We start from the raw sequence: 18,580 nt of genomic DNA, 5'->3' as shown, positions 1-18,580 counted from the left end.
AGGGGCAGAAGTTAGGAAGGGCGATTGGCCAGCGCCAGAACCACCTGCAGCAGCAGCTGTGCGCCGCGCTGCAGGTCAGCGGGTTCGGTGTGTTCGCGCACGTTGTGGCTCAGGCCGCCTACGCTGGGCACAAAAATCATGGCGCTGGGGCAGACACGGGCCAGCATTTGCGCGTCGTGTCCGGCACCGCTGGGCATGCGCTGGTGGCTGCAGCCCAGGGCTTGCGCGTGTTGCTCCACCAGGGCCACCACCCCGGGGTCAAAGTCCACCGGCTCAAAACGGGCCAGTGCGCGCGAGCTGGTGCGCACGCCTTCTGCCTGGGCTGCTTGCTGTACATAGGCGTGCAGGTCCGCCTCGGCCTGCGCCAGCGCGGCGCTGTCGGTGTTTCGCAGGTCCACAGTGAACACGGCTTTCTGCGCGATGACGTTGACCAGGTTCGGGCTGAGCCGCAGGGCGCCGACGGTGGCCAGCTGGCGGCCGCCCATGCGTGCGCTGAGCTCGCGCACAAATACTGCCACTTGTGCGGCCACCAGCGCCGCGTCGTGGCGCAGCGCCATGGGCGTGGTGCCGGCGTGGTTGGACTGGCCTTCCACCGTGAACTCGGTCCACGAGATGCCTTGCACGCCTTCGACCACGCCGATCTGCACGCCCATCTGCTCCAGCACCGGCCCTTGCTCAATGTGCAGCTCCACAAAGCTGTCCACCACGGGCGCGCCCACCGGGGCCGTGCCCTGGTAACCGATGCGCTGCAGCTCGGCCTGCACCGACATACCGTCGGCATCGCAAGTGGCCAGCGCCTCCTGCAGCGGCTGGCCGCCGACGTAGACAAGGCTGCCCATCATGTCGGGCTGGAAGCGCGCGCCTTCCTCGTTGGTGAACACGGCCACGGCCAGCGGGCGGCGGGTTGGCAGTCCCGCCTCGCGCAGCGTGGCCACCACTTCCAGACCGGCCAGCACGCCGTAGTTGCCGTCGTACAAACCACCGGTGCGCACCGTGTCGATGTGCGAACCCATCATCACCGGGGGGCCATCCTCGGTGCCGGGGAAGGTGCCGACGATGTTACCAATGGCATCCATCTCCACGCGCATGCCCAGCGCGCGCATGCGCGCCGCCGTCCAGTCGCGGCCCGCGCGGTCGGCATCGCTCAAGGCCAGGCGGTTGACGCCGCCACCGGGCAGCGCGCCGATCTGCCCCAGCGCCTGCAGGCTTTCCAGCAGGCGCGGGCCGTTGATCTGTGGGGCGCTCATGCGGTCGCTCCGTCCTGCAGCACCTGGGCGGCGCTACGGCCTACCAGTTGCTGGTACAGGGCCGGGTCGGTATCGCTCTCGCTGCCGAACAGCAGCACGCGGCTGTCCGGCCCCAGGCCCAGCGACGCGCGGGTAGCGGGGTCTTGCGCGGCGAGCAGGGCCGCAGCCAGGCCCGCCACGGCGGACTCGCCAGCGACGATGACCGGGTCACCCGTCTGCGGGCTGGCCAGCAGGCGCATGACATCAACTGCGGCAGCATCGGGGATGGTGCAAAACGCATTGGCGCCGGTGGCCAGAAAGTCCCAGGCCAGCAGGGAGACTTCGCCACAGGCCAGGCCAGCCATCAAGGTGTCCAGATCACCCTTGACCGCGACCACGGCGCCGGCACGCGCGCTTTGCAGCAGGCAGTCGGCACGTTCGGGTTCCACCACCACAAACACCGGGCGATGCGCGCTGTCGCGCTCCCAGAAATACGCACACACGGCCGCCGCAAAACCCCCCACGCCCGCCTGCACGAAGACGTGTGTGGGCCATTGCGGCAGGGCGCTGACGGCCTCGTGCACCATGAGCTGGTAGCCCTGCATCACGTCACGCGGAATGTCCATGTAGCCGGGGTAAGAGGTGTCCGAGATCACAAACCAGCCATTGGCTCTGGCATCGCGGTCGGCCTGCTGCACCGCGTCGTCGTAATTGCCGCTGGTGCGCACCACCTGCGCGCCGTAGCGGGCAATCGCTGCTTTGCGCCCCTCGCTGACGGTGGCGTGAATGTAGATGACACAGCGGCAGCCCAGCATCTGCGCGCCCCAGGCGACCGAGCGGCCGTGGTTGCCGTCGGTGGCGCAGGTGACGGTGATGTCGGCACAGGCCTGGCGCAACGCGGGCTCGCTCTGCAACTGCGCGTGGCTGACACTGCGGCCCAGGCGCTGGCCCAGTTCGCGGCACAGCAGGCGCGCCACGGCATAGGCCCCGCCCAGCGCCTTGAAGCTGCCCAGACCGAAACGCGAACCTTCGTCCTTGTAGTGGATGCTGGCCACACCTGCGGCGTGGGCGAGCCCGGAAAGCGAACGCAGCGGTGTTTGCGCATAACCGTCCCATGCGGTGATGACGGCACTGGCTTGCTCCAGTGCCGGTGCGCTGAGCAGCGTGCTGCGGTGCGCGCCATAGGGCTCGCCGGTGGCAAAGCGGGGATTGGGCAGCAGCGTGAAAGGGTGTTGGGTGAAGGCGTTCATGAGATGGGAGGGTTCAGAGAGGATCAGAGAGGAGGTTCGAGGTCGGCCAGTTGCGCATGGACTTGCTCGATGGCGGCCATGCGGATGCGGGCTTTTTTGGGCAACTGGGCCAGCGTGGCGGTGGCCAGGTAATTGATGAGGCTGATGGCGCTGACATAGGAGTCAAAAATCGGCTCGTCCTGCGGCGGGCAGATGAACAGGGCCTGCGCCCGCGCCGCCAGCGCCGACACGCGGGCATCGCTGACCAGCACCAGCGCGGCGCCGGCATCACAGGCAATGCCCACCACCTGCGACAGGCGGCGGGTGCGGCGGCGAAAGTCCATGGCCAGCAGCACGTCGTGGGGCTGGATTTCCGCCAGCAGTTCAGCCTCTTCACCGGCGCCCTCGTTGAGCAAGTGGACCTCGGCGCGCATCTGCGACAGCAGCGCCCGCGCATACGACGCTGCCATGTAGCCGTTGCGGTAACCCACCACCCAGACGCGGCGCGCGCCGGCCAGCAGCCTGGCTGCCTGCTGCACGCCCTGGTCGGTCACGCTGTCGGCCAGGGCCTGCAACTGCTGCACGTCTTGCGCCAGGTGGTGTTGCAGCGGGCTGGCGCTGGTGCCCTGCTGCGCCATGCGGTACAGCGGCGAGGGCTGGGGTGTGCCGTTGCGCTGGTGCTGCCGGAAGGTCTGGAAGTCGGCAAAGCCCAGGCGTTTGAAAAAACGCGCCGTGCTGGCTTTGGAGACGCCGGCCAGCGCCGCCAGCTCGGTGGCGCTGTAGGCCAGCAGGTCTTTTTCACGGGCCAGCACCACGTCGGCCAGCTTGCGGTCCACCAGGGACAAAGCAGCGTACTGAACCTGAATCCGTTCGCGCAGGGTGATGATTTTGGACTTGGTCATGGCAGGGCGGCTGAGAGGTTTTGGTGCGGGTGCGCCCAAAAGAGAGCATGCGCACCACTATGAAACATATTTTTCATGGATTTGTAGTCAAGAAACACATATTTCATATTGTCCGTCATCTGTTTGCAAGGGCAATGCCATGCGAAACAGGTGGCACACATTTTGCGGAAGAGGAGATGTCTCCCCATCACCTTTACAGGAACCCTTCCATGAAATTCAAAGCCCTCTCTACCCTGGCTGGCCTGGTTGCCAGCGTCGTCCTGACCGTGGCCAGCCCGGCCCACGCGGCCGATGAATCACTTTCGTCCGTGTTGGCCAAGAAGTCGATTGCCCTGGGCGTCGCCTCCGACTTTCCGCCTTATGGTTACATGGGCCCGGACTTCAAACTCACCGGCGTGGACGTGGCCACCGCGCAACTGATCGCCGACAAGCTGGGCGTGAAAGCCGAGTTTGTGCCGGTCAGCACCCCCAACCGCATTCCCTATCTGCAGACCAAGAAGATTGACCTGATCGTCTCCGCCCTGGGCAAGAACCCCGAGCGCGAGAAAGTGATCGACTTCACCGTGGCCTACGCCCCGTTCTTCCAGGCCGTGTTTGGCCCCAAGGCGCTGAGCATCAAGAGTTTTGACGACCTGGCCGGCAAGAGCATTGCCGTGACCCGCGGCACCATCCAGGACGATATGCTGCAAAAGGTGGCTCCGCCCACCTTGAAGATCCAGCGCTTCGAGGACGATTCCACCACCGTGGCCGCCTTCATCTCGCAGCAAACCCAGTTGCTGGCCACTGGCGCCGCCGTGGCCGCGGCTGCCGTGCAGAAGAACCCCCAGGTGCAGGCCGAATACAAGCTGCTGCTGAAAGACTCGCCCAACTTCATCGGCGTGCGCAAGGGTGAAACCGCGCTGCTGAACAAGGTCAACGAGATCCTGCGCGCCGCCAAGGCCGACGGCACGCTGGAGCAGTACTCGCAAAAATGGCTGGGCCGCGGCACCGGCGTGTTGCCTGATTAAGGCTGTTGAGCGCTTCAAAACCCTCATCCAACATCCGTTCGCCCTGAGCTTGTCGAAGGGCCCTTCGTCAAGCTCAGGACAGGCTTCGACAAGCTCAGCCCGAACGGAGCGGGGGCATCACTTCGGCAGCATTCCTGACTCATCATGATTGAATTCAACTTTCTCACCGTGCTGGCCCAGTGGCCCATGCTGCTGCGTGGGCTGGGCCTGACGGTGGTACTCACCGCTATTTCGGCAGTGCTCGGTGTCGTGGTGGGCACGGCGTGTGCCTGGGCGCGGCTGCATGGCGGCGCGTTGCTGAAACGGGGGGTGGGGGCTTATGTGGAGCTGATGCGCAACACGCCCTTCATCATCCAGCTGTTCTTCATTTTTTTCGGCCTGCCTTCGCTGGGCTTGCGGCTGTCGGTCGAGGTGGCGTGTGTGCTGGCCATGGTGCTCAACCTGGGCGCCTATTCGTGCGAGATCGTGCGTGCCGGCCTGCAGACCACGCCCAAAGGGCAGCTCGAAGCCGCCATGAGCCTGGCGCTGACGCCCTGGCAGATTTTTTCACGCGTGGTGCTGCCGCCGGCCCTGGCGCGCATCTGGCCGGCGCTGGTGAGCCAGATCATCATCGTGATGCTGGGGTCGGCGGTCTGCGGGCAGATCTCGGCGGAAGAACTCTCGCAGGCGGCCAACCTCATTTCCAGCCGCACCTTCCGCAGTTTCGAGGCTTACATCATCGTCACCGTGGTTTATCTGCTGCTGGCGATTGGCGTGCGGCAGTTGCTGTACTGGGTGGGGCCGCGCTTCATCTTCTCCAGCCGTTAACGGGCTCGCACCATGGTTCAGTTTTCTCTCTGGGACATCTTCAGCTTTCTGCTCGGCGCCGTGCGCTGGACGGTGGCGCTCTCGCTGATCGCCTTCGTTGGTGGCGGGCTGGTGGGTTTGGGCCTGCTCCTGCTGCGGTTTGCCAGGGTGCGCGGCGCGGCCACGGCGGTGGCCTGGTATGTGCAGATTTTCCAGGGCACGCCGCTGCTGATGCAGCTGTTCCTGGTGTACTTTGGCCTGGCCCTGCTGGGCATGGACACCTCGCCGCTGGTGTCCGCGGCGATTTGCCTGACCCTGTATGCAAGCGCCTACCTGACCGAAATCTGGCGCGGTTGTGTCAACGCCATCCCGAAAGGCCAGTGGGAAGCCTCCACCACCCTGGCGCTGAGCTTCACGCAGCAGATGCGCCACGTGATCCTGCCGCAGGCGCTGCGCGTGGCGATTGCGCCCACGGTGGGTTTTCTGGTGCAGATCATCAAGGGCACGGCGCTGGCCTCGGTCATCGGTTTTGTCGAGCTGACCAAGGCCGGCCAGATGATCTCCAACGCCACCTACCAGCCCTTCCTGGCCTACACCTTTGTGGGCCTTTTGTACTTTGCCCTGTGCTACCCGCTGTCGTGGTGGAGCCAGCGGCTGGAAAACCGCCGTCTGGCCTGATTTATGACCCAACCATCACCCATCCCCCCGTTCGCGCTGGTCGACATCCGTGGCCTGCACAAAAGTTTTGGCCCCACCGAAGTGCTCAAGGGCATTGACCTGCAGGTCGCACGCAAGGAAGTGGTCTGCATCATCGGCAAGAGCGGCTCGGGCAAGAGCACGTTGCTGCGCTGTATCAACGGGCTGGAAACCTTCGAGCGCGGCAGCCTGGCCGTGGATGGCCAGGCCCTGCAGCACGGCGATACCAACGCCATGCGCGAGCTGCGCCAGCAGGTCGGCATGATTTTCCAGAGCTTCAACCTGTTCCCCCACCTGAGCGCCGGGCGCAACGTGATGCTGGCGCCGACGCTGGTCAAGGGCCTGCCGAAGGAAGAAGCGCGCACGCGTGCCCAGGCGCTACTGGAGCGCGTGGGACTGGGCAGCCTGTTTGACCGCATGCCCGATCAACTCTCGGGCGGACAGCAGCAGCGCGTGGCCATTGCCCGTGCGCTGGCCATGGACCCCACGGTGCTGCTGTGCGACGAGATCACCTCCGCCCTCGACCCGGAACTGGTCGGCGAAGTGCTGCAGGTGGTGGAGATGCTGGCCAACGAGGGCATGACGCTGATCCTGGTCACCCACGAAATGGCCTTTGCCCGTAAGGTGAGCGACCGCGTGGTGTTCATGCACCAGGGGCTGATTCACGAGGCGGGTACGCCGGACGAAATTTTCAACCGCCCCCAGACGCCCGAGCTGCGGCAGTTTCTGGCGGTCTAGCACGACTGATTGCGGAAAGTCCCGGTTGGAGGGGCTGGTGTTGTTCGAAACACAGCATCGGGCGCTGGTTTTTATAACAAAAGGGCCTCTAGACGTTATACCGTAAGCGCAAGCCGCTACTAAAAAAGGAGCGTTCTGGCTGGGTCGATCTGGCCAGTAGCGCAGGCTGGAGGTGCAAGCCCGCACCCGGCGATCCCCCTCAAGTTACCCCCACGCCCTGTTGCCTAGGCTGTGGATAAGAGCCTGAACAACTCGCGAATGCCGCGCCAGTGCTGGTGATGCCGGGCTTGCTCAAGAAAGAGGCAACGGGCCTAGCCCTTCAGGTCCGGCACCAGGGCGGCCAGTTTTTCATAATCAAGTTCGAGGCTGCCGGGCTGCAGCAGCGACTGCATTTGCTGCCGGATCGGTTCGGCCAGGGCATCGGCTGCGGCGGAGGGCGTGCGCCCTTGTGCCCGCAGCAGAAATACCTCGCGCACGATGCCGGGCGCGGCCAGCGGCTTGATGGCGAGCTGGCTGCTGCTGAAGTGCGACAGCGTCAGGCTGGGCACCAGGCTGATGCCGACCCCGCTTTCCACCAGGCCGCGCACCGCCTCCAGCCGTTCGACCTCCATCACCGTGTTGGGTTTGTGCGGCCGCAGGGCCGCGTCGATCTGGTGGCGCAGGCGTGTGGTCGTCGTGAAGTGGATGAACGGGAACTGAACCAGCTTTTCAATCTTAATGGCCGCCTTGCCGGCGAGCACGTGGTCTTTTCTGCAGACGACATAGAAGCGGTCCAGGCACAGCAGTTCCTTGTGGATGTCGGCGTCTTTCGCGTCGATGGTGGACAGGGCCAGGTCCACCTTGCCTTCCCGCACCAGGTCCACACAGGGCTGGGGCAGGGCATCGACCACCTCGATATCGATGGCCGGGTGTTTGCGCCGGTAGTCGGCCACCACCACCGGCAGGAAACGCGCGCACAGCGAGGGGATGCCGGCCACCGCCACGCGGTCCACGATGCTGAGGTCGCGGCAGACGCTCCCCATGACATCGTCGAAGTGCGACACCACCTCGCGTGCGGCGCGTTCAAAGCGCCGGCCGGCTGCGGTCAGGTCGACCTTGCGGGTGTCGCGGTCAAACAGCCTGGCGGCCAGCGTGTCTTCCAGCGAGCGGATCAGGGAACTGAAGGCAGGCTGGGACAGATGCATCTGCTCTGCGGCGCGTGTGAAGCTGCGCAGGTCAGCCAGTGCCAGGAAAGCACGCAGTTGACGTGTGGACAGGTTCATCTGTGCGGATGATACCCAAGGACGCTGCGGGCCCGCAGACCCGACGGGCCGCGATGGATTCCGATTGATCCGGTTTTCCTTTGAGTCTCATCGGGAATTTCGAATTCACAGGCGGCCCGGCTTGCCCCATAGTCCGTCTGGCGTGACCCGTCACACCCTGCTTCAACATCGCGTTCCCTGTGAAAGCCTCTTCATGAAAACCATCCGCATCGGTGCCGGCGCCGGCTACTCGGGCGACCGCATCCCCCCCGCCGTGGAGCTGGCGGAAAAGGGCGACCTCGACTACCTGGTGTTCGAGTGCCTCGCCGAGCGCACCATTGCCCTGGCCCAGCTCGAGCGCAGCAAGGACGCGCGCCTGGGCTTCGACCCCTTGCTGCGCGACCGCATGGAGGCGGTGCTGCTGGCCTGCGCCGGCCGCGGCGTGAAGATCATCACCAACATGGGCGCTGCCAACCCGCAGGCGGCGGGCGAGGAAGTGATCCGCATCGCGCGCGAGCTCGGGTTGGACCGCCTGAAGGTGGCGGTGGTGCAGGGCGACGACGTGTGGCCCGGCATCCAGGACCAGGAGCTGACCCTGCTCGAAAGCGGTGCCCCGCTGCAGTCCCTGGGCAATGCCGTGTTGTCGGCGAATGCCTACCTGGGCGCCGAGGCGCTGGTGCGGGCGCTGCGGCTGGGCGCGGACGTGGTCATCACCGGGCGGGTCGCCGACCCGGCCCTGTTTGTGGCGCCGCTCATCCACGAGTTCGACTGGTCCATGTCGGACTGGCAGAAGATGGGCCAGGGCACGGTGGTGGGCCATCTGCTGGAATGTGCCGGCCAGGTCACCGGCGGGTATTTTGCCGACCCCGGCTACCGCGACGTGCCCGACCTGGCCAGGCTGGGTTTTCCGCTGGCGGAAGTGTCGGCCGACGGAAGCGCCGTCCTCACCAAGGTGGCCGGTTCGGGCGGCTGCGTCACCGCCGCCACCTGCACGGCGCAGCTGCTGTACGAAATTGAAAACCCCGCCCGCTACCTGCAGCCCGATGTGGTGGCGGACTTTTCGAAGGTGACGCTGACCCAGGTAGGCCCTGACCGCGTGCGCATCGAAGGGGCCAACGGCCACCAGCGCCCGCCAACGCTGAAGGTGACCGTGGGTTACCGCGACGGCTTCATCGGGGAAGGGCAGATTTCCTACGCCGGCCTGGGCGCCGAGGCGCGCGGCCGGCTGGCGCTGGACGTGCTGAAGCAGCGGCTGGAGGCCTCGGACATCGAGGCGCTCGACAGCCGTTATGAACTCATCGGGGTCAACGCCATGCATGGCGAGGCCCTGTCCGCCGGCTACGCGCCGTATGAAGTCCGGGCCCGTGTGGCCTGGCGTGTGGCCACCCTGAAAGAGGCGGAGCGGGTGGCCAACGAGGTCGAGGCCATGTACCTCAATGGGCCGGCCGGTGGCGGCGGTGTCACCAAGTCGGTCCGCGAGGTGATCGCCGCGGCGTCCACCCTGGTGCCGCGTGACCTGGTTCAGACCTCAATCACCATGATGGAGCTTTGAAAATGTTATTGCGCGACATTGCCCACACCCGTACCGGCGACAAGGGTAACCGGTCCATCATTTCCGTCATCGCCTACGACCTCAAGGACTTCCCGGCGATCGAGCGCGCCCTCACCGCGGAACGGGTGCGCGCGTATTACGCTGATACCGTCAAGGGCGAGGTCGAGCGTTACGTGGTGCCGCATCTGGGCGCCCTGAACTTCGTGCTGCACGACGCGCTGGGCGGGGGGGTGACCCGGTCCCTGGCGCTGGACGCCCATGGCAAATGCCTGAGCTCCGCCATTCTGGGCATGGTCATCGAATAAGCTAGCGTATTCCACAATTTTTAAACAGGAGACATCAACATGAAGTGCAAGTCGATTCTTTTCGCGGCTGCGGCCACCTTTTCGCTGGCCGCGTTCGGCCAGGCCTATCCGAACAAGCCGATCAAGGCCATCGTGCCCTTTGCCGCGGGCAGCGCCACCGACCAGATCGGGCGCGCTTTCGCTGCCAAGATGTCGGAAACGCTGGGGCAGACCATCGTGGTCGAGAACAAGGCCGGGGTCAACGGCATGCTGGGCGCCGATGCGGTCGCCAAGGCGGCGCCGGACGGCTACACCATCCTGATCGGAACCAACAGCACCAACGCTGCGCTCAAGAGCCTGATGAAAAAGCTCCCCTACGACCAGGACACGGCCTTTGCGCCGCTGGGCTACATGGGTTCGGTGCCGCTGATCGTGGCCGTCAACAACGACGTGCCGGCCAAAAACCTGCGCGAATTTGTGGACCTTGCCAAGGCCAAGCCGGGTCATGTCACTTTTGCCAGCGCCAGCACCTCGCAGCTGGTGTCGTCTGAAATGATGGCCGGCATGGCCGGCATCCAGATGACCAACGTGCCCTACAAAAGCGGCCCGGCAGCCATGACCGACCTCATCGGCGGCCAGGTGATGATGTTCACCGCCGACTTTGCCGTCATGCTGCCGCAGGTCAAGGGCGGCAAGGTTCGCGGCCTCGCGGTCACGTCGACCAAGCGCTCGCCCGCGGTGCCGGAACTGCCGACGGTCAACGAAGCGCTGGGCCTCAAGGACTATGAGCTGATTGCCTACTTCGCCATGTTTGCGCCGGCCGGCACGCCGCCCGAGATCGTTGCCAAGCTGAACCAGGCCATCAATGCCGCGGCGCAAAGCAAGGACTTGCAGGAAAAATTTGCACCCATCGGCTTCCTGGTCGAGCCCGGCACGCCGGAAGCCCTGGCCCAGCGCAGCAAGCTTGAAACGGCCAAGTGGGCCAAGGCGATCCGCGACGCGAAGATCGAGCCGCAATAACCACCTGTCAGCGCCGCCTGCGGGACGACCGGTTTTTTTCGGCCGTTCCGCGTCTGTGTGGCGCTACCTGTCCGCGTTTTCGCTGCGCGCATAAAACGACTTCTTGGCCACTTCGACGACGAAGACGTAGGCCAGCGTCAGCCCGATCAGGGCCAGCACCAGCGGGGCCGGCAGCGGCACGAAGCCGAAGACGGCGCTCAAGGGCAGGTAGGGCAGCACCAGTGCAAGGGCGATCACGGCCAAGGTGCTGCCCAGCAGCAGATTGCCGGGCCGGCTGCGGTAGAACGGGCGGCGGGTGCGCACCACCAGCGCGATCACCAGCTCGGTCAGCAGCGACTCCAGAAACCAGCCGGTCCGGAACTCTTCGGGCGCCGACTTGAACACCCAGAGCAGGATGGCAAAGGTCAGCAGGTCGAAGGCCGAGCTGATCAGCCCGAAACGCACCATGTAATTGCGGATGAACAGCGTGTCCCAGCGGCGTGGCCTGGCCACCCATTCGGGATCGACCCGGTCGCTGGCAATCGCCGCGCCGGGAATGTCGGACAGGAAGTTGTTGAGCAGGATCTGCGAGGCCAGCAGCGGCAGGAAGGGCAGGAACAGCGACGCCACGGCCATGCTGGCCATGTTGCCGAAATTGGCGCTGATGGTGGTCAGGATGTACTTGAGCGTGTTGGCGAAGGTCCGGCGGCCCTCGTCGATGCCCAGGCGCAGGATGCCGAGGTCCTTGCGCAACAATATGAAATCCGCGGCGTCCTTGGCCACATCCACCGCCGTGTCCACCGAGATGCCGACGTCGGCCGCGTGCAGCGCCAGAGCGTCGTTGATGCCGTCGCCCATGTAACCGACCACATGGCCGGTTTTCTGCAGGGCCAGGATGATGCGCTCCTTCTGGTTCGGGTCCACCTCGGCGAACACCGTGGTGGCGCGGACCGCATGCATCAGGGCTTCGTCGCCCATGTCCTGGAGTTCGTGGCCGCTCAGGGTGCTCACCGCAGGCAGCCCGACCGCTTCGGCGATGTGCCGCGCCACCTTGCGGTTGTCGCCGGTGATGATCTTGAGCTGCACGCCACGCTGTGCCAGGTCCAGCAGGGTCTGCCGCGCGTCGGCCTTGGGCGGGTCCATGAACAGCAGGAAGCCGGCAAAGCACAGTCCCTGTTCCTCTTCACGGCCATAGGGCCCGCTGCGCGCCGGCACCTGGCGCGAGGCAACGCCGAGCACGCGGTAGCCCTGCGTACTCCAGGCCTCGTAAAGCGCATCAATGCGCGCGCGCATGGCGGCGTCGAGCGGTGCGCCTTCAACACCCGCACTCGTGCACATGGCGAGGACCTTGTCGAGCGCGCCCTTGGTGATCAGCGTGCGCGCACCGCTGGCGGCGGCCGCCACCACCGACAGGCACTTGCGCACGAAGTCATAGGGGATTTCGTCCACCTTCTGCAGCGCCCGGAAGTCAACGCCAGCCTGGTGTGCGGCGGCCAGCACGGCGTCGTCGAGGGGGTTGACCAGCCCGGACTGGAACTGCGCATTGATGCCGGCCAGCCGCAGCACCGCCGTGCTCGGCTGGCCGGCGCTATCGACCGCGCCGTCGAGCGCCACCACGCCCGCCGTCAGGGTGCCGGTCTTGTCGGTGCACAGCACATCCATGCTGCCCAGGTTCTCGATCGAATTGAGCCGGCGCACGATCACGCCCAGCCTGGCCATGCGCTTGGCGCCGTGCGACAGCGTGATGCTGACAATGGCCGGCAGCAGCTCGGGCGTCAGGCCCACCGCCAGCGCCAGGGCGAACAGCAGGGAGGAGACAGCCGGCCTGTCCATGAAAATATTGATGGCCAGTACCGCCACCACCATCACCAGCATGATGCGCGTGAGCAGGTAGCCGAAACGCTGGATGCCGCGCTCGAACTCGGTCATGGGCGGGCGCAGGGCGAGCTTGCCCGCGATCTGGCCGAACACCGTGGCCTGGCCGGTCTGCGCGATCAGCACGCGCGCCGTGCCGCTGCTGACACTGGTGCCCATGAACACGCAATTGCTGCGTTCGGCCAGGCTGGTGTTGCCGGCGACAAGGCCGGGCTTTTTCTCGACCGGAAAGGTTTCGCCGGTGAGCACCGCCTGGTTGATGAAGAAGTCCTTCGCCTCCAGCACCACGCCATCGGCCGGGATCAGGCTGCCGGCGTTCAGCAGCACGATGTCACCGCGCACCACGCGGGACGACGGCAGGTTTTTGGCTTGCCCGTCGCGCAGGACCAGCGAATGGATGGTGATGCGGGAACGCAGCTTCTCGATCGCATTGCCGGCAATGTATTCCTGGGCGAAGCCAAGCAGGGTGCTGCCGAGGACCACCACCAGCACCATGCCCGCATCCATCCACTCCGCGGCAAGCAGGGAGATGACGGAGGCCACGATCAGGATCAGCACCAGCGGGCTTTTGAACTGGTTCGCCAGCAGCCCGAGCGCGCTGGCCTTTTTCAGCGCCTTGAGCGCGTGCGGCCGCTCGCCTTTCAGCCGAGCGCCGGCTTCGCGGCGTGACAACCCGTTGGCGCTGGCGCCGAGTTGGCCCATGAGTTGTTCCGTCGGCAGACTCCAGTAGGCCTCGGCAAGTGCCGGTGCACCGGCACCGGTCGCCGGTTTTTTCTGGAACAGGCGGGAAAGGAAATACACGGGCGTCACCCTGAATGCGTTGTCGCGCAACCTGCCAGCATGACGGAAAAGCCCGGGCTTGCCCATGCGCTGGCGCAAGGTTCCGCCAGACAGTGTGCCGTGCCGGATCCTGGTCTGCCGTCTTGCGCAAGTTTGCTTTGGACCGCCGGGCCGTGCATTCGCTACCTGGAGGTGGCTGTAAATTTCAAAGCGAAATAGCCTTCCCACCCTTGTTCCACGGGCGCCGGCAGCTATCGAAGAGATAGCTTGTACGGGGCTGGGCGGTGCGTGAGCTTGCGCACATCGGGCCGTGGATGTGCCCCGAAGCGTCGAGACGACATCACCGGCGTTGTTGTTTCGTCACGCCTGTTCACTTGCGCCGGTCGCTGGGGTAAGCTCCTGAAAAACAGGGAGGATTCGACATGCTCCAGCTACTTTGCAGTGCCGGTCGTCGTGAGATTCCGCGGTGTTGCGGAACATTGCAAGGCTAGACATCGTGGAAGATTTTCTTGCATTCGCTGCCTGGATCGTCTTTGAGGTCGTGCTCATTCAAACGGGTCGGGCGGCGGTCTGGTCCGCTTCCTTGGGGCGTTGGCGAGGAGAAAAGCTCGCCGAGAATGAGGGTCGCATCTACGGCCCTGCAGGCGCCCTCTCGTTTTTGCGGGAAGGCCGTCGAGTGGTGACGGCTAACGGCATGCTCTTCGCAGGTGTCTTTTTCTATGTCGCACTTGCGTTCGCATTGCTCGTTTATTTTGGCTGAGCCCATTGGCGGCCCAGCGCCGACGCCTGCTGCTTCGTCCGGAGTTAAACGTTAAGCTTTGTTAATGAGTTCTCCTGATTTTCCCTCTCAAGTGAGTTGATGAAGCGTTTGACCTTTCCCTTGTGGCGCTTTGTTGCCGTCGAGCGCAGCCCTGACGGGCGCGGCTCGCTTGGTACGCGAAAGTCCGTTTGACTTGTTAACCCTCAGGAGCCCCCATGCAGCTGCCCTTCACCAATGAGCAGTTCTTTGGCGTCTTCCGTCTCTACAACAGCACCGTCTGGCCGGCGCAGTTTTTTCTTGTCCTGCTTGCGATGCTGGCCATCGTCTTCATTGCGCTTCGGCGTCCCTGGTCCGGCGCGGCCGTGTCAGCCATTCTGGCTTTGCTCTGGGTTTGGCTTGGCGCCGCCTACCACCTGGCGTTCTTTGCGCGCATCAATCCTGTGGCCTACGGGTTCGGCGCGCTGTCCATCGTCGGAGCTCTTCTGCTCGCCTGGCACGGCGTGATCTGCCGCCGCTTCGAGTTTGCTTTTGACAGGAGCTTTCGTACGGGTCTCGGGATAGCCCTGCTCGCCTTCGCACTCGTCGTTTATCCCGTCTGGCCCACGCTGGCAGGGCATGGGTATCCGGAGCTTCCCACCTTTGGCCTGCCGTGCCCCACCACCATCTTCACGATCGGTGTGCTCGCGCTCGCGTCGGGCGCGCGCCTGCGCGCAGTCCTCGCTGTGCCCATTCTTTGGTCCCTGGTGGGCAGTCAGGCCGCCTTCCTCCTGGATGTCAAACCCGACCTCGGCCTGCTCGTGGCCGGTGTCGTGGCGGTGGGGCTGTTTATCTGGCCTGCTCGCGTCGGTAAGGCCTCGTCCACCAGCGCGTGAATCTGAGGGCTATCCCCTCGCGCCAGCAGACGCGTACCGGCGCAGGCCGCCAACCGCGCTCGCCCCACCGTCCGGTGTGACGCCCAGTGCAGTCATGCATCTTTTGAGATAAAAAAGTCATCCAGCCCTTGCGCCACGGGCGCCAGCAGCTATCAAAAGCAGAGCGAATTTACTTGTTCAATTTTGCCAGCAACGCCTGAATTTCCTGCCGGCGGCCGCTGTCGGCCAGTTCACGGCCCGGACGCGGCGGGGCCTTCAGTGCGGCTTCCAGGTGGGTGCGGGCTTCGGCATGGCGGTCGCGGCCGAGCAGGTACTCGCCGTAGAAGAAGTTCGCGTCGATGCCGGTCGGGTTGATGGCCAGCGACTTCTTGAACAACTCTTCAGCCTTGTCCTTGTTGCCGAAACCGACCGGCCAGCCCGGCACCTGGGCGTACAGCGTGGCCAGGCTGGTGTAGGCGGAGCCGGCGAGCGCCTTGTCGTTGATCTTCAGCGCTTCCTCGAAACGCAGCTTGGCCTCCTTGGCCAGCGACAGCGCGCCCAGGCCGCCCTTGGCACCGGCTTCGCTGGAGACCACGATGCCTTCCCAGGTCAGCGCCTCGGCGCTGGCGGGGTTGGCTTCCACGATCTTGTGCACCTGCTGCGCGAGCGCGTGGTACAGCTCGGCCTGCTGTTTTTCAGGCTGGCGGTACTTGATCTCGGCCCACTGGTCCTGGATCGGGCGTATCAGTTCTTCCGGGGTGGCCGCGGCGGTTAAGCCGGCAAAGGAAAGCAGGAGAGGAAGGGCGAGGAGGGAACGTAAAACGGGGTGCATGAAAAATCCTTTCAGTGCTGTTCAGAAGCGGGGGCGTGTTGCTTGATGATGGCCAGCTGGCCGGCCAGGCCGCGGTCTATCAGTGCGGGAGCGAAACCGTTGAGCCAGGCAAACAGGCGTTCCGGAAAACCGAAATGGTGTTCACCCTTGCCGTGGCGCAGGGCCGCGACAATCTGCCGCGCGACGGCCTGGCTGCTGTCGCTGTTGTTCTTGAGTGCGCGGTTGAGCTGGTTGACGGCTTCGGTATTGAGCGGCGTATCGATCACGCGCGGTGCGATATGGATGACCGCCACCGGGGTGTCGGCCAGTTCGCGGCGCAGCGCCTGCGAAAAGCCGCGCAGGCCCGCCTTGGCGGCGGAATACGCTGCAAAGCCGGGATAGGGCAGGCTGCCGAACATGGACCCGACGTTGACGACAGCGGCGGTTGGCCGCGTCTTCAGCCACGGCAGCAGGGCCTGGGTCAGGCGCAGCGGTGCTTCGAGGTTGGTAGCCAGCACCTGTTCGACGGTGGGCCAAGCCTGCTGGTCGAACAAACCAAAAGCGCCGACGCCGGCATTGTTGATCAGCACATTGACACCGAAGGCGCGCGCGGCGGCGTTTGCTGCCGCGATACCTTGCGCCGTGGTGAGGTCGGCGACCACACTGTCGGCACTGGCGCCCAGCTCGGCCTGGAGGGCGGCCAGCCGCACCGCATCGCGGCCGGCCAGCAGCACGGCGGCGCCGGCACCAGCCAGCGCGCGCGCGAGGTCCTGGCCCAGGCCGCCACTGGCGCCGGTCAGCAGAATGCGCGCCAGGTTCAGTTGCATGGCACGGCCTCGGGGTGTGACAGCGCGCGGAAGATGTCGCCGTACAGGCGGTAAAACACGCGGGCGTAACGCACGACGTCCTGCTGGTCTGCTGGTTCCATCTGTTCCAGCAGTTCAGCCAGGTGTTGGGTGTGTTCCTGGTCCAGCGTGCCGTGCGAACGAAGATAGGAAAAGGCCGCGTCCGGCAGCTTCAGCCCCTGCTGGATGCGGTCGGCGGCCATCAGGGCCAGCGCGACGCTGGTGCCTTCGAGCACAAACACCATGCCGAAAAAGCCCGCGGGGTTGCCCCGGTTCACCAGGTCGTAGGCATAGGCCACCATCAGTTCGGCGGGCAGCTGGGGGCGGCTGTCACGGACGGCATCGGCGTCGCCGCCGGCCGCGCGGATGTCGTCCAGGATCCACTGTTCATGGCCGATTTCTTCGGCGATGTACTCGGCCACCGCCGGGCGCAGCCAGGCCAGCCGCTCGGGCAGGCGTCCGCCCAGGGACATCAGCAGCGGGGTGGTGTGGCGCACATGGTGGTAGGCCTGGCCGAGAAAGGCGTGGTAGTCCGGCAGCTTGACGCGGCCCTGCAGGCAGTCGGCAATGATGGGAACGGTCAGCAGCTGGTCGCGCTCTTGTTGGGTCGAGGCGGTGAGTTGCTCATAAAACGACATGGGAAGCATCCTTTTTTTCGTAAAGCGCCGCCAGGGCGGCGTCATGGTGGGAGGCGATGGCGCTGCGCAGCGGCCGGCCGTTGCCGGTGGCTTGTCCGTTGTGCAGCGTGAAGGGAGCGCCGGCGATCCAGCCGCCCACGCGGGCGTAGTCGGGCAAGGTGCTGTTGGCCTGCGCGACGGCAGCATCCAGCTGGGCCGGCGTGGCGCCGGGGCTGGCGACCAGCACGGCGCTGAGCCAGGGGCGGGCATCACCCATCACCGCCGCCTGGGCTATGGCCGGCTGGGCCAGCAACACCGACTCCACCCATTCCGGCGAGATGTTGCGGCCGAAGGAGGTGATGAGCAGGTTCTTGCGCCGGCCCGACAGCAGCAGGTGGCCATGGGCATCAAGCTCGCCGAGGTCGCCGGTCGCGAAGTCTTCCGCAGCGGTTGACTGACTGAATGCGGTGTCACCGACATAGCCGAGAAAAGCCGGGCTCGCAATGCGCACTTCCTGGTCCACTATGCGCAGGCGCACATGCGGCAGCGGGCGACCGACGCCGGGGCCGTCATCGCCGGGGCGGTTGATGCAGACGACCGAGCCGCATTCTGTCAGGCCGTAACCCTGGTAGGCCGGAATGCCCAAGGCGCGGGCGCGCTCCATCAGGGCCGGGTCCACGCGGGCGCCGCCGACGGCGACAAACGCCAGATCGGCCGGGGCGCGCTGGCCGCTGATCATCAGAAACAGGGTCCAGGCCTTGAGCAGTTCGGGCACCAGGATCAGGCTGTGCGGACGGTGGGCCACAACGGCCTGCTGCAGCGCCGCCGCGTCGAAGCCGGCCATGCCGCGCCAGCCCAGGGTTTGCAGGGCGGGCAGGTGAACCTCGGCACCGCGCAGCAGGGGCGCGTAAATGCCGGCGGTGTTTTCCAGCAGCAGCGCCAGCGGCAACACCGCCATGTGCTGCGTTATCGGCAGGTCGCCCAGCCGTGCAGCCACGCCCTCGGCGGTGGCCATCAACCCGGCGGCGCTGAGGCAGGCGCCTTTGGGCGTGCCGGTGCTGCCGGAGGTGAAGGAGATCTTGGCGGTTCCGGCGGGCAGCGCGACGGCCGGGCACGGCCGCTGCATCCAGACCAGGCCGTTCCATGGCGCGCCGGCGGCAAAGCCGAGGTTCAGCGCCAGGATTCTATCGGGCTGGTCGGTCAGCAACACGTCGGTGCCGGTCTGTTCCAGCTGCGTATTCCGCTGAACGTGAACGGTGATTCCGGCATCGTGAACACAGATTCCGGTGCTGTGAACGGCAATTCCGGGCAAGGTGAACGCGGCGGCACAGGTGGTGCGATGTTGCGCGCTGTTATTTTAGGCCGAGGTGGTTTTTCGGCG

18 protein-coding genes are annotated in these 18,580 nt (G+C 65.4%); 9 read left to right on the top strand and 9 right to left on the bottom strand.

What is annotated here, in order from left to right; translation table 11 throughout:
- Positions 1–11: 11 nt before the first annotated feature.
- Genes AAG813_RS17725 through AAG813_RS17715 form a run of 3 tightly spaced genes read right to left on the bottom strand, consistent with a single transcriptional unit; the run spans position 12 to position 3,357 of the window.
- A complete protein-coding gene (locus AAG813_RS17725; RefSeq protein ID WP_341917178.1) occupies positions 12–1,247 on the bottom strand; it encodes a Zn-dependent hydrolase in 1,236 nt (411 codons plus the stop codon).
- Positions 1,244–2,476, bottom strand: coding sequence for a diaminopropionate ammonia-lyase (locus AAG813_RS17720; RefSeq protein ID WP_341917176.1), 1,233 nt, complete (start codon positions 2,474–2,476; stop codon positions 1,244–1,246). Before AAG813_RS17720 ends, AAG813_RS17725 begins: the two co-directional genes overlap by 4 nt.
- 23 nt (positions 2,477–2,499) lie before the next feature.
- Positions 2,500–3,357 carry a MurR/RpiR family transcriptional regulator gene (locus AAG813_RS17715; RefSeq protein WP_341917174.1) on the bottom strand — a complete coding sequence of 286 codons (858 nt, stop codon included), beginning with the start codon at positions 3,355–3,357 and terminating at the stop codon, positions 2,500–2,502.
- A gap of 209 nt (positions 3,358–3,566) precedes the next feature.
- On the opposite strand from AAG813_RS17715, the gene AAG813_RS17710 reads away from it, so the two are divergent.
- From AAG813_RS17710 to AAG813_RS17695, 4 genes are all read left to right on the top strand, one after another.
- Complete coding sequence (locus tag AAG813_RS17710; protein ID WP_341917172.1) at positions 3,567–4,364, top strand: transporter substrate-binding domain-containing protein; 798 nt, start codon at positions 3,567–3,569, stop codon at positions 4,362–4,364.
- Between the two features lie 144 nt (positions 4,365–4,508).
- Positions 4,509–5,171, top strand: a complete 663-nt coding sequence (locus AAG813_RS17705) for an amino acid ABC transporter permease (protein ID WP_341917170.1) — start codon at positions 4,509–4,511, stop codon at positions 5,169–5,171.
- Positions 5,172–5,183: 12 nt separating this feature from the next.
- Positions 5,184–5,828 (top strand): amino acid ABC transporter permease, encoded by a 645-nt coding sequence (locus AAG813_RS17700; RefSeq protein ID WP_341917168.1) that lies wholly within the window; start codon positions 5,184–5,186, stop codon positions 5,826–5,828.
- A gap of 3 nt (positions 5,829–5,831) precedes the next feature.
- The gene (locus AAG813_RS17695) at positions 5,832–6,584 is read left to right on the top strand and encodes an amino acid ABC transporter ATP-binding protein (RefSeq protein WP_341917166.1); all 753 of its coding nucleotides are present in this window, start codon (positions 5,832–5,834) and stop codon (positions 6,582–6,584) included.
- Positions 6,585–6,895: 311 nt separating this feature from the next.
- Here AAG813_RS17695 and AAG813_RS17690 read toward each other — a convergent pair whose 3' ends face one another.
- The gene (locus tag AAG813_RS17690) at positions 6,896–7,846 is read right to left on the bottom strand and encodes a LysR family transcriptional regulator (RefSeq protein ID WP_341917164.1); all 951 of its coding nucleotides are present in this window, start codon (positions 7,844–7,846) and stop codon (positions 6,896–6,898) included.
- Between the two features lie 193 nt (positions 7,847–8,039).
- Between AAG813_RS17690 and AAG813_RS17685 the strand changes: the two genes are divergently transcribed.
- From AAG813_RS17685 to AAG813_RS17675, 3 genes are read left to right on the top strand one after another with little or no spacing between them, the layout of a single operon-like run.
- Positions 8,040–9,377: an acyclic terpene utilization AtuA family protein gene (locus AAG813_RS17685; protein WP_341917162.1), complete on the top strand. Its 1,338-nt coding sequence runs from the start codon at positions 8,040–8,042 to the stop codon at positions 9,375–9,377.
- A gap of 2 nt (positions 9,378–9,379) precedes the next feature.
- Positions 9,380–9,682 carry a hypothetical protein gene (locus tag AAG813_RS17680; protein WP_300537269.1) on the top strand — a complete coding sequence of 101 codons (303 nt, stop codon included), beginning with the start codon at positions 9,380–9,382 and terminating at the stop codon, positions 9,680–9,682.
- A gap of 39 nt (positions 9,683–9,721) precedes the next feature.
- Entirely contained in the window at positions 9,722–10,681 is a 960-nt protein-coding gene (locus AAG813_RS17675) for a tripartite tricarboxylate transporter substrate binding protein (protein WP_341917159.1), read from the top strand.
- Positions 10,682–10,744: 63 nt separating this feature from the next.
- Here the strand turns inward: AAG813_RS17675 and mgtA are convergent, their stop codons facing one another.
- Positions 10,745–13,336, bottom strand: a complete 2,592-nt coding sequence (mgtA, locus tag AAG813_RS17670; protein ID WP_341917156.1) for a magnesium-translocating P-type ATPase — start codon at positions 13,334–13,336, stop codon at positions 10,745–10,747.
- 475 nt (positions 13,337–13,811) lie between these two features.
- Between mgtA and AAG813_RS17665 the strand changes: the two genes are divergently transcribed.
- Together AAG813_RS17665 and AAG813_RS17660 are read left to right on the top strand one after the other, a co-directional pair.
- On the top strand, positions 13,812–14,075 hold the full coding sequence (locus AAG813_RS17665; protein WP_341917154.1) for a hypothetical protein: 264 nt from the start codon (positions 13,812–13,814) through the stop codon (positions 14,073–14,075).
- Positions 14,076–14,290: 215 nt separating this feature from the next.
- A complete protein-coding gene (locus AAG813_RS17660; protein WP_341917152.1) occupies positions 14,291–14,947 on the top strand; it encodes a DUF6064 family protein in 657 nt (218 codons plus the stop codon).
- Between the two features lie 169 nt (positions 14,948–15,116).
- On the opposite strand, the gene AAG813_RS17655 is transcribed toward AAG813_RS17660, so the two are convergent.
- Genes AAG813_RS17655 through AAG813_RS17640 form a run of 4 tightly spaced genes read right to left on the bottom strand, consistent with a single transcriptional unit; the run spans position 15,117 to position 18,511 of the window.
- Positions 15,117–15,758: a hypothetical protein gene (locus tag AAG813_RS17655; protein ID WP_341917150.1), complete on the bottom strand. Its 642-nt coding sequence runs from the start codon at positions 15,756–15,758 to the stop codon at positions 15,117–15,119.
- Between the two features lie 11 nt (positions 15,759–15,769).
- Complete coding sequence (locus AAG813_RS17650; RefSeq protein ID WP_341917148.1) at positions 15,770–16,564, bottom strand: SDR family oxidoreductase; 795 nt, start codon at positions 16,562–16,564, stop codon at positions 15,770–15,772.
- A complete protein-coding gene (locus tag AAG813_RS17645; RefSeq protein ID WP_341917146.1) occupies positions 16,555–17,220 on the bottom strand; it encodes an iron-containing redox enzyme family protein in 666 nt (221 codons plus the stop codon). The genes AAG813_RS17650 and AAG813_RS17645 overlap by 10 nt, the downstream gene beginning before the upstream one ends.
- Positions 17,207–18,511: an AMP-binding protein gene (locus AAG813_RS17640; RefSeq protein WP_341917144.1), complete on the bottom strand. Its 1,305-nt coding sequence runs from the start codon at positions 18,509–18,511 to the stop codon at positions 17,207–17,209. Before AAG813_RS17640 ends, AAG813_RS17645 begins: the two co-directional genes overlap by 14 nt.
- Positions 18,512–18,580: the final 69 nt, after the last annotated feature.

Origin of the sequence: Polaromonas sp. YR568, assembly GCF_943371715.1 — a bacterium.
In the GTDB taxonomy this organism is placed as follows: domain Bacteria; phylum Pseudomonadota; class Gammaproteobacteria; order Burkholderiales; family Burkholderiaceae_C; genus Polaromonas.
The sequence above is the reverse complement of the archived record's forward strand: the minus strand, read 5'-3'. Positions and strand labels throughout refer to the sequence as shown.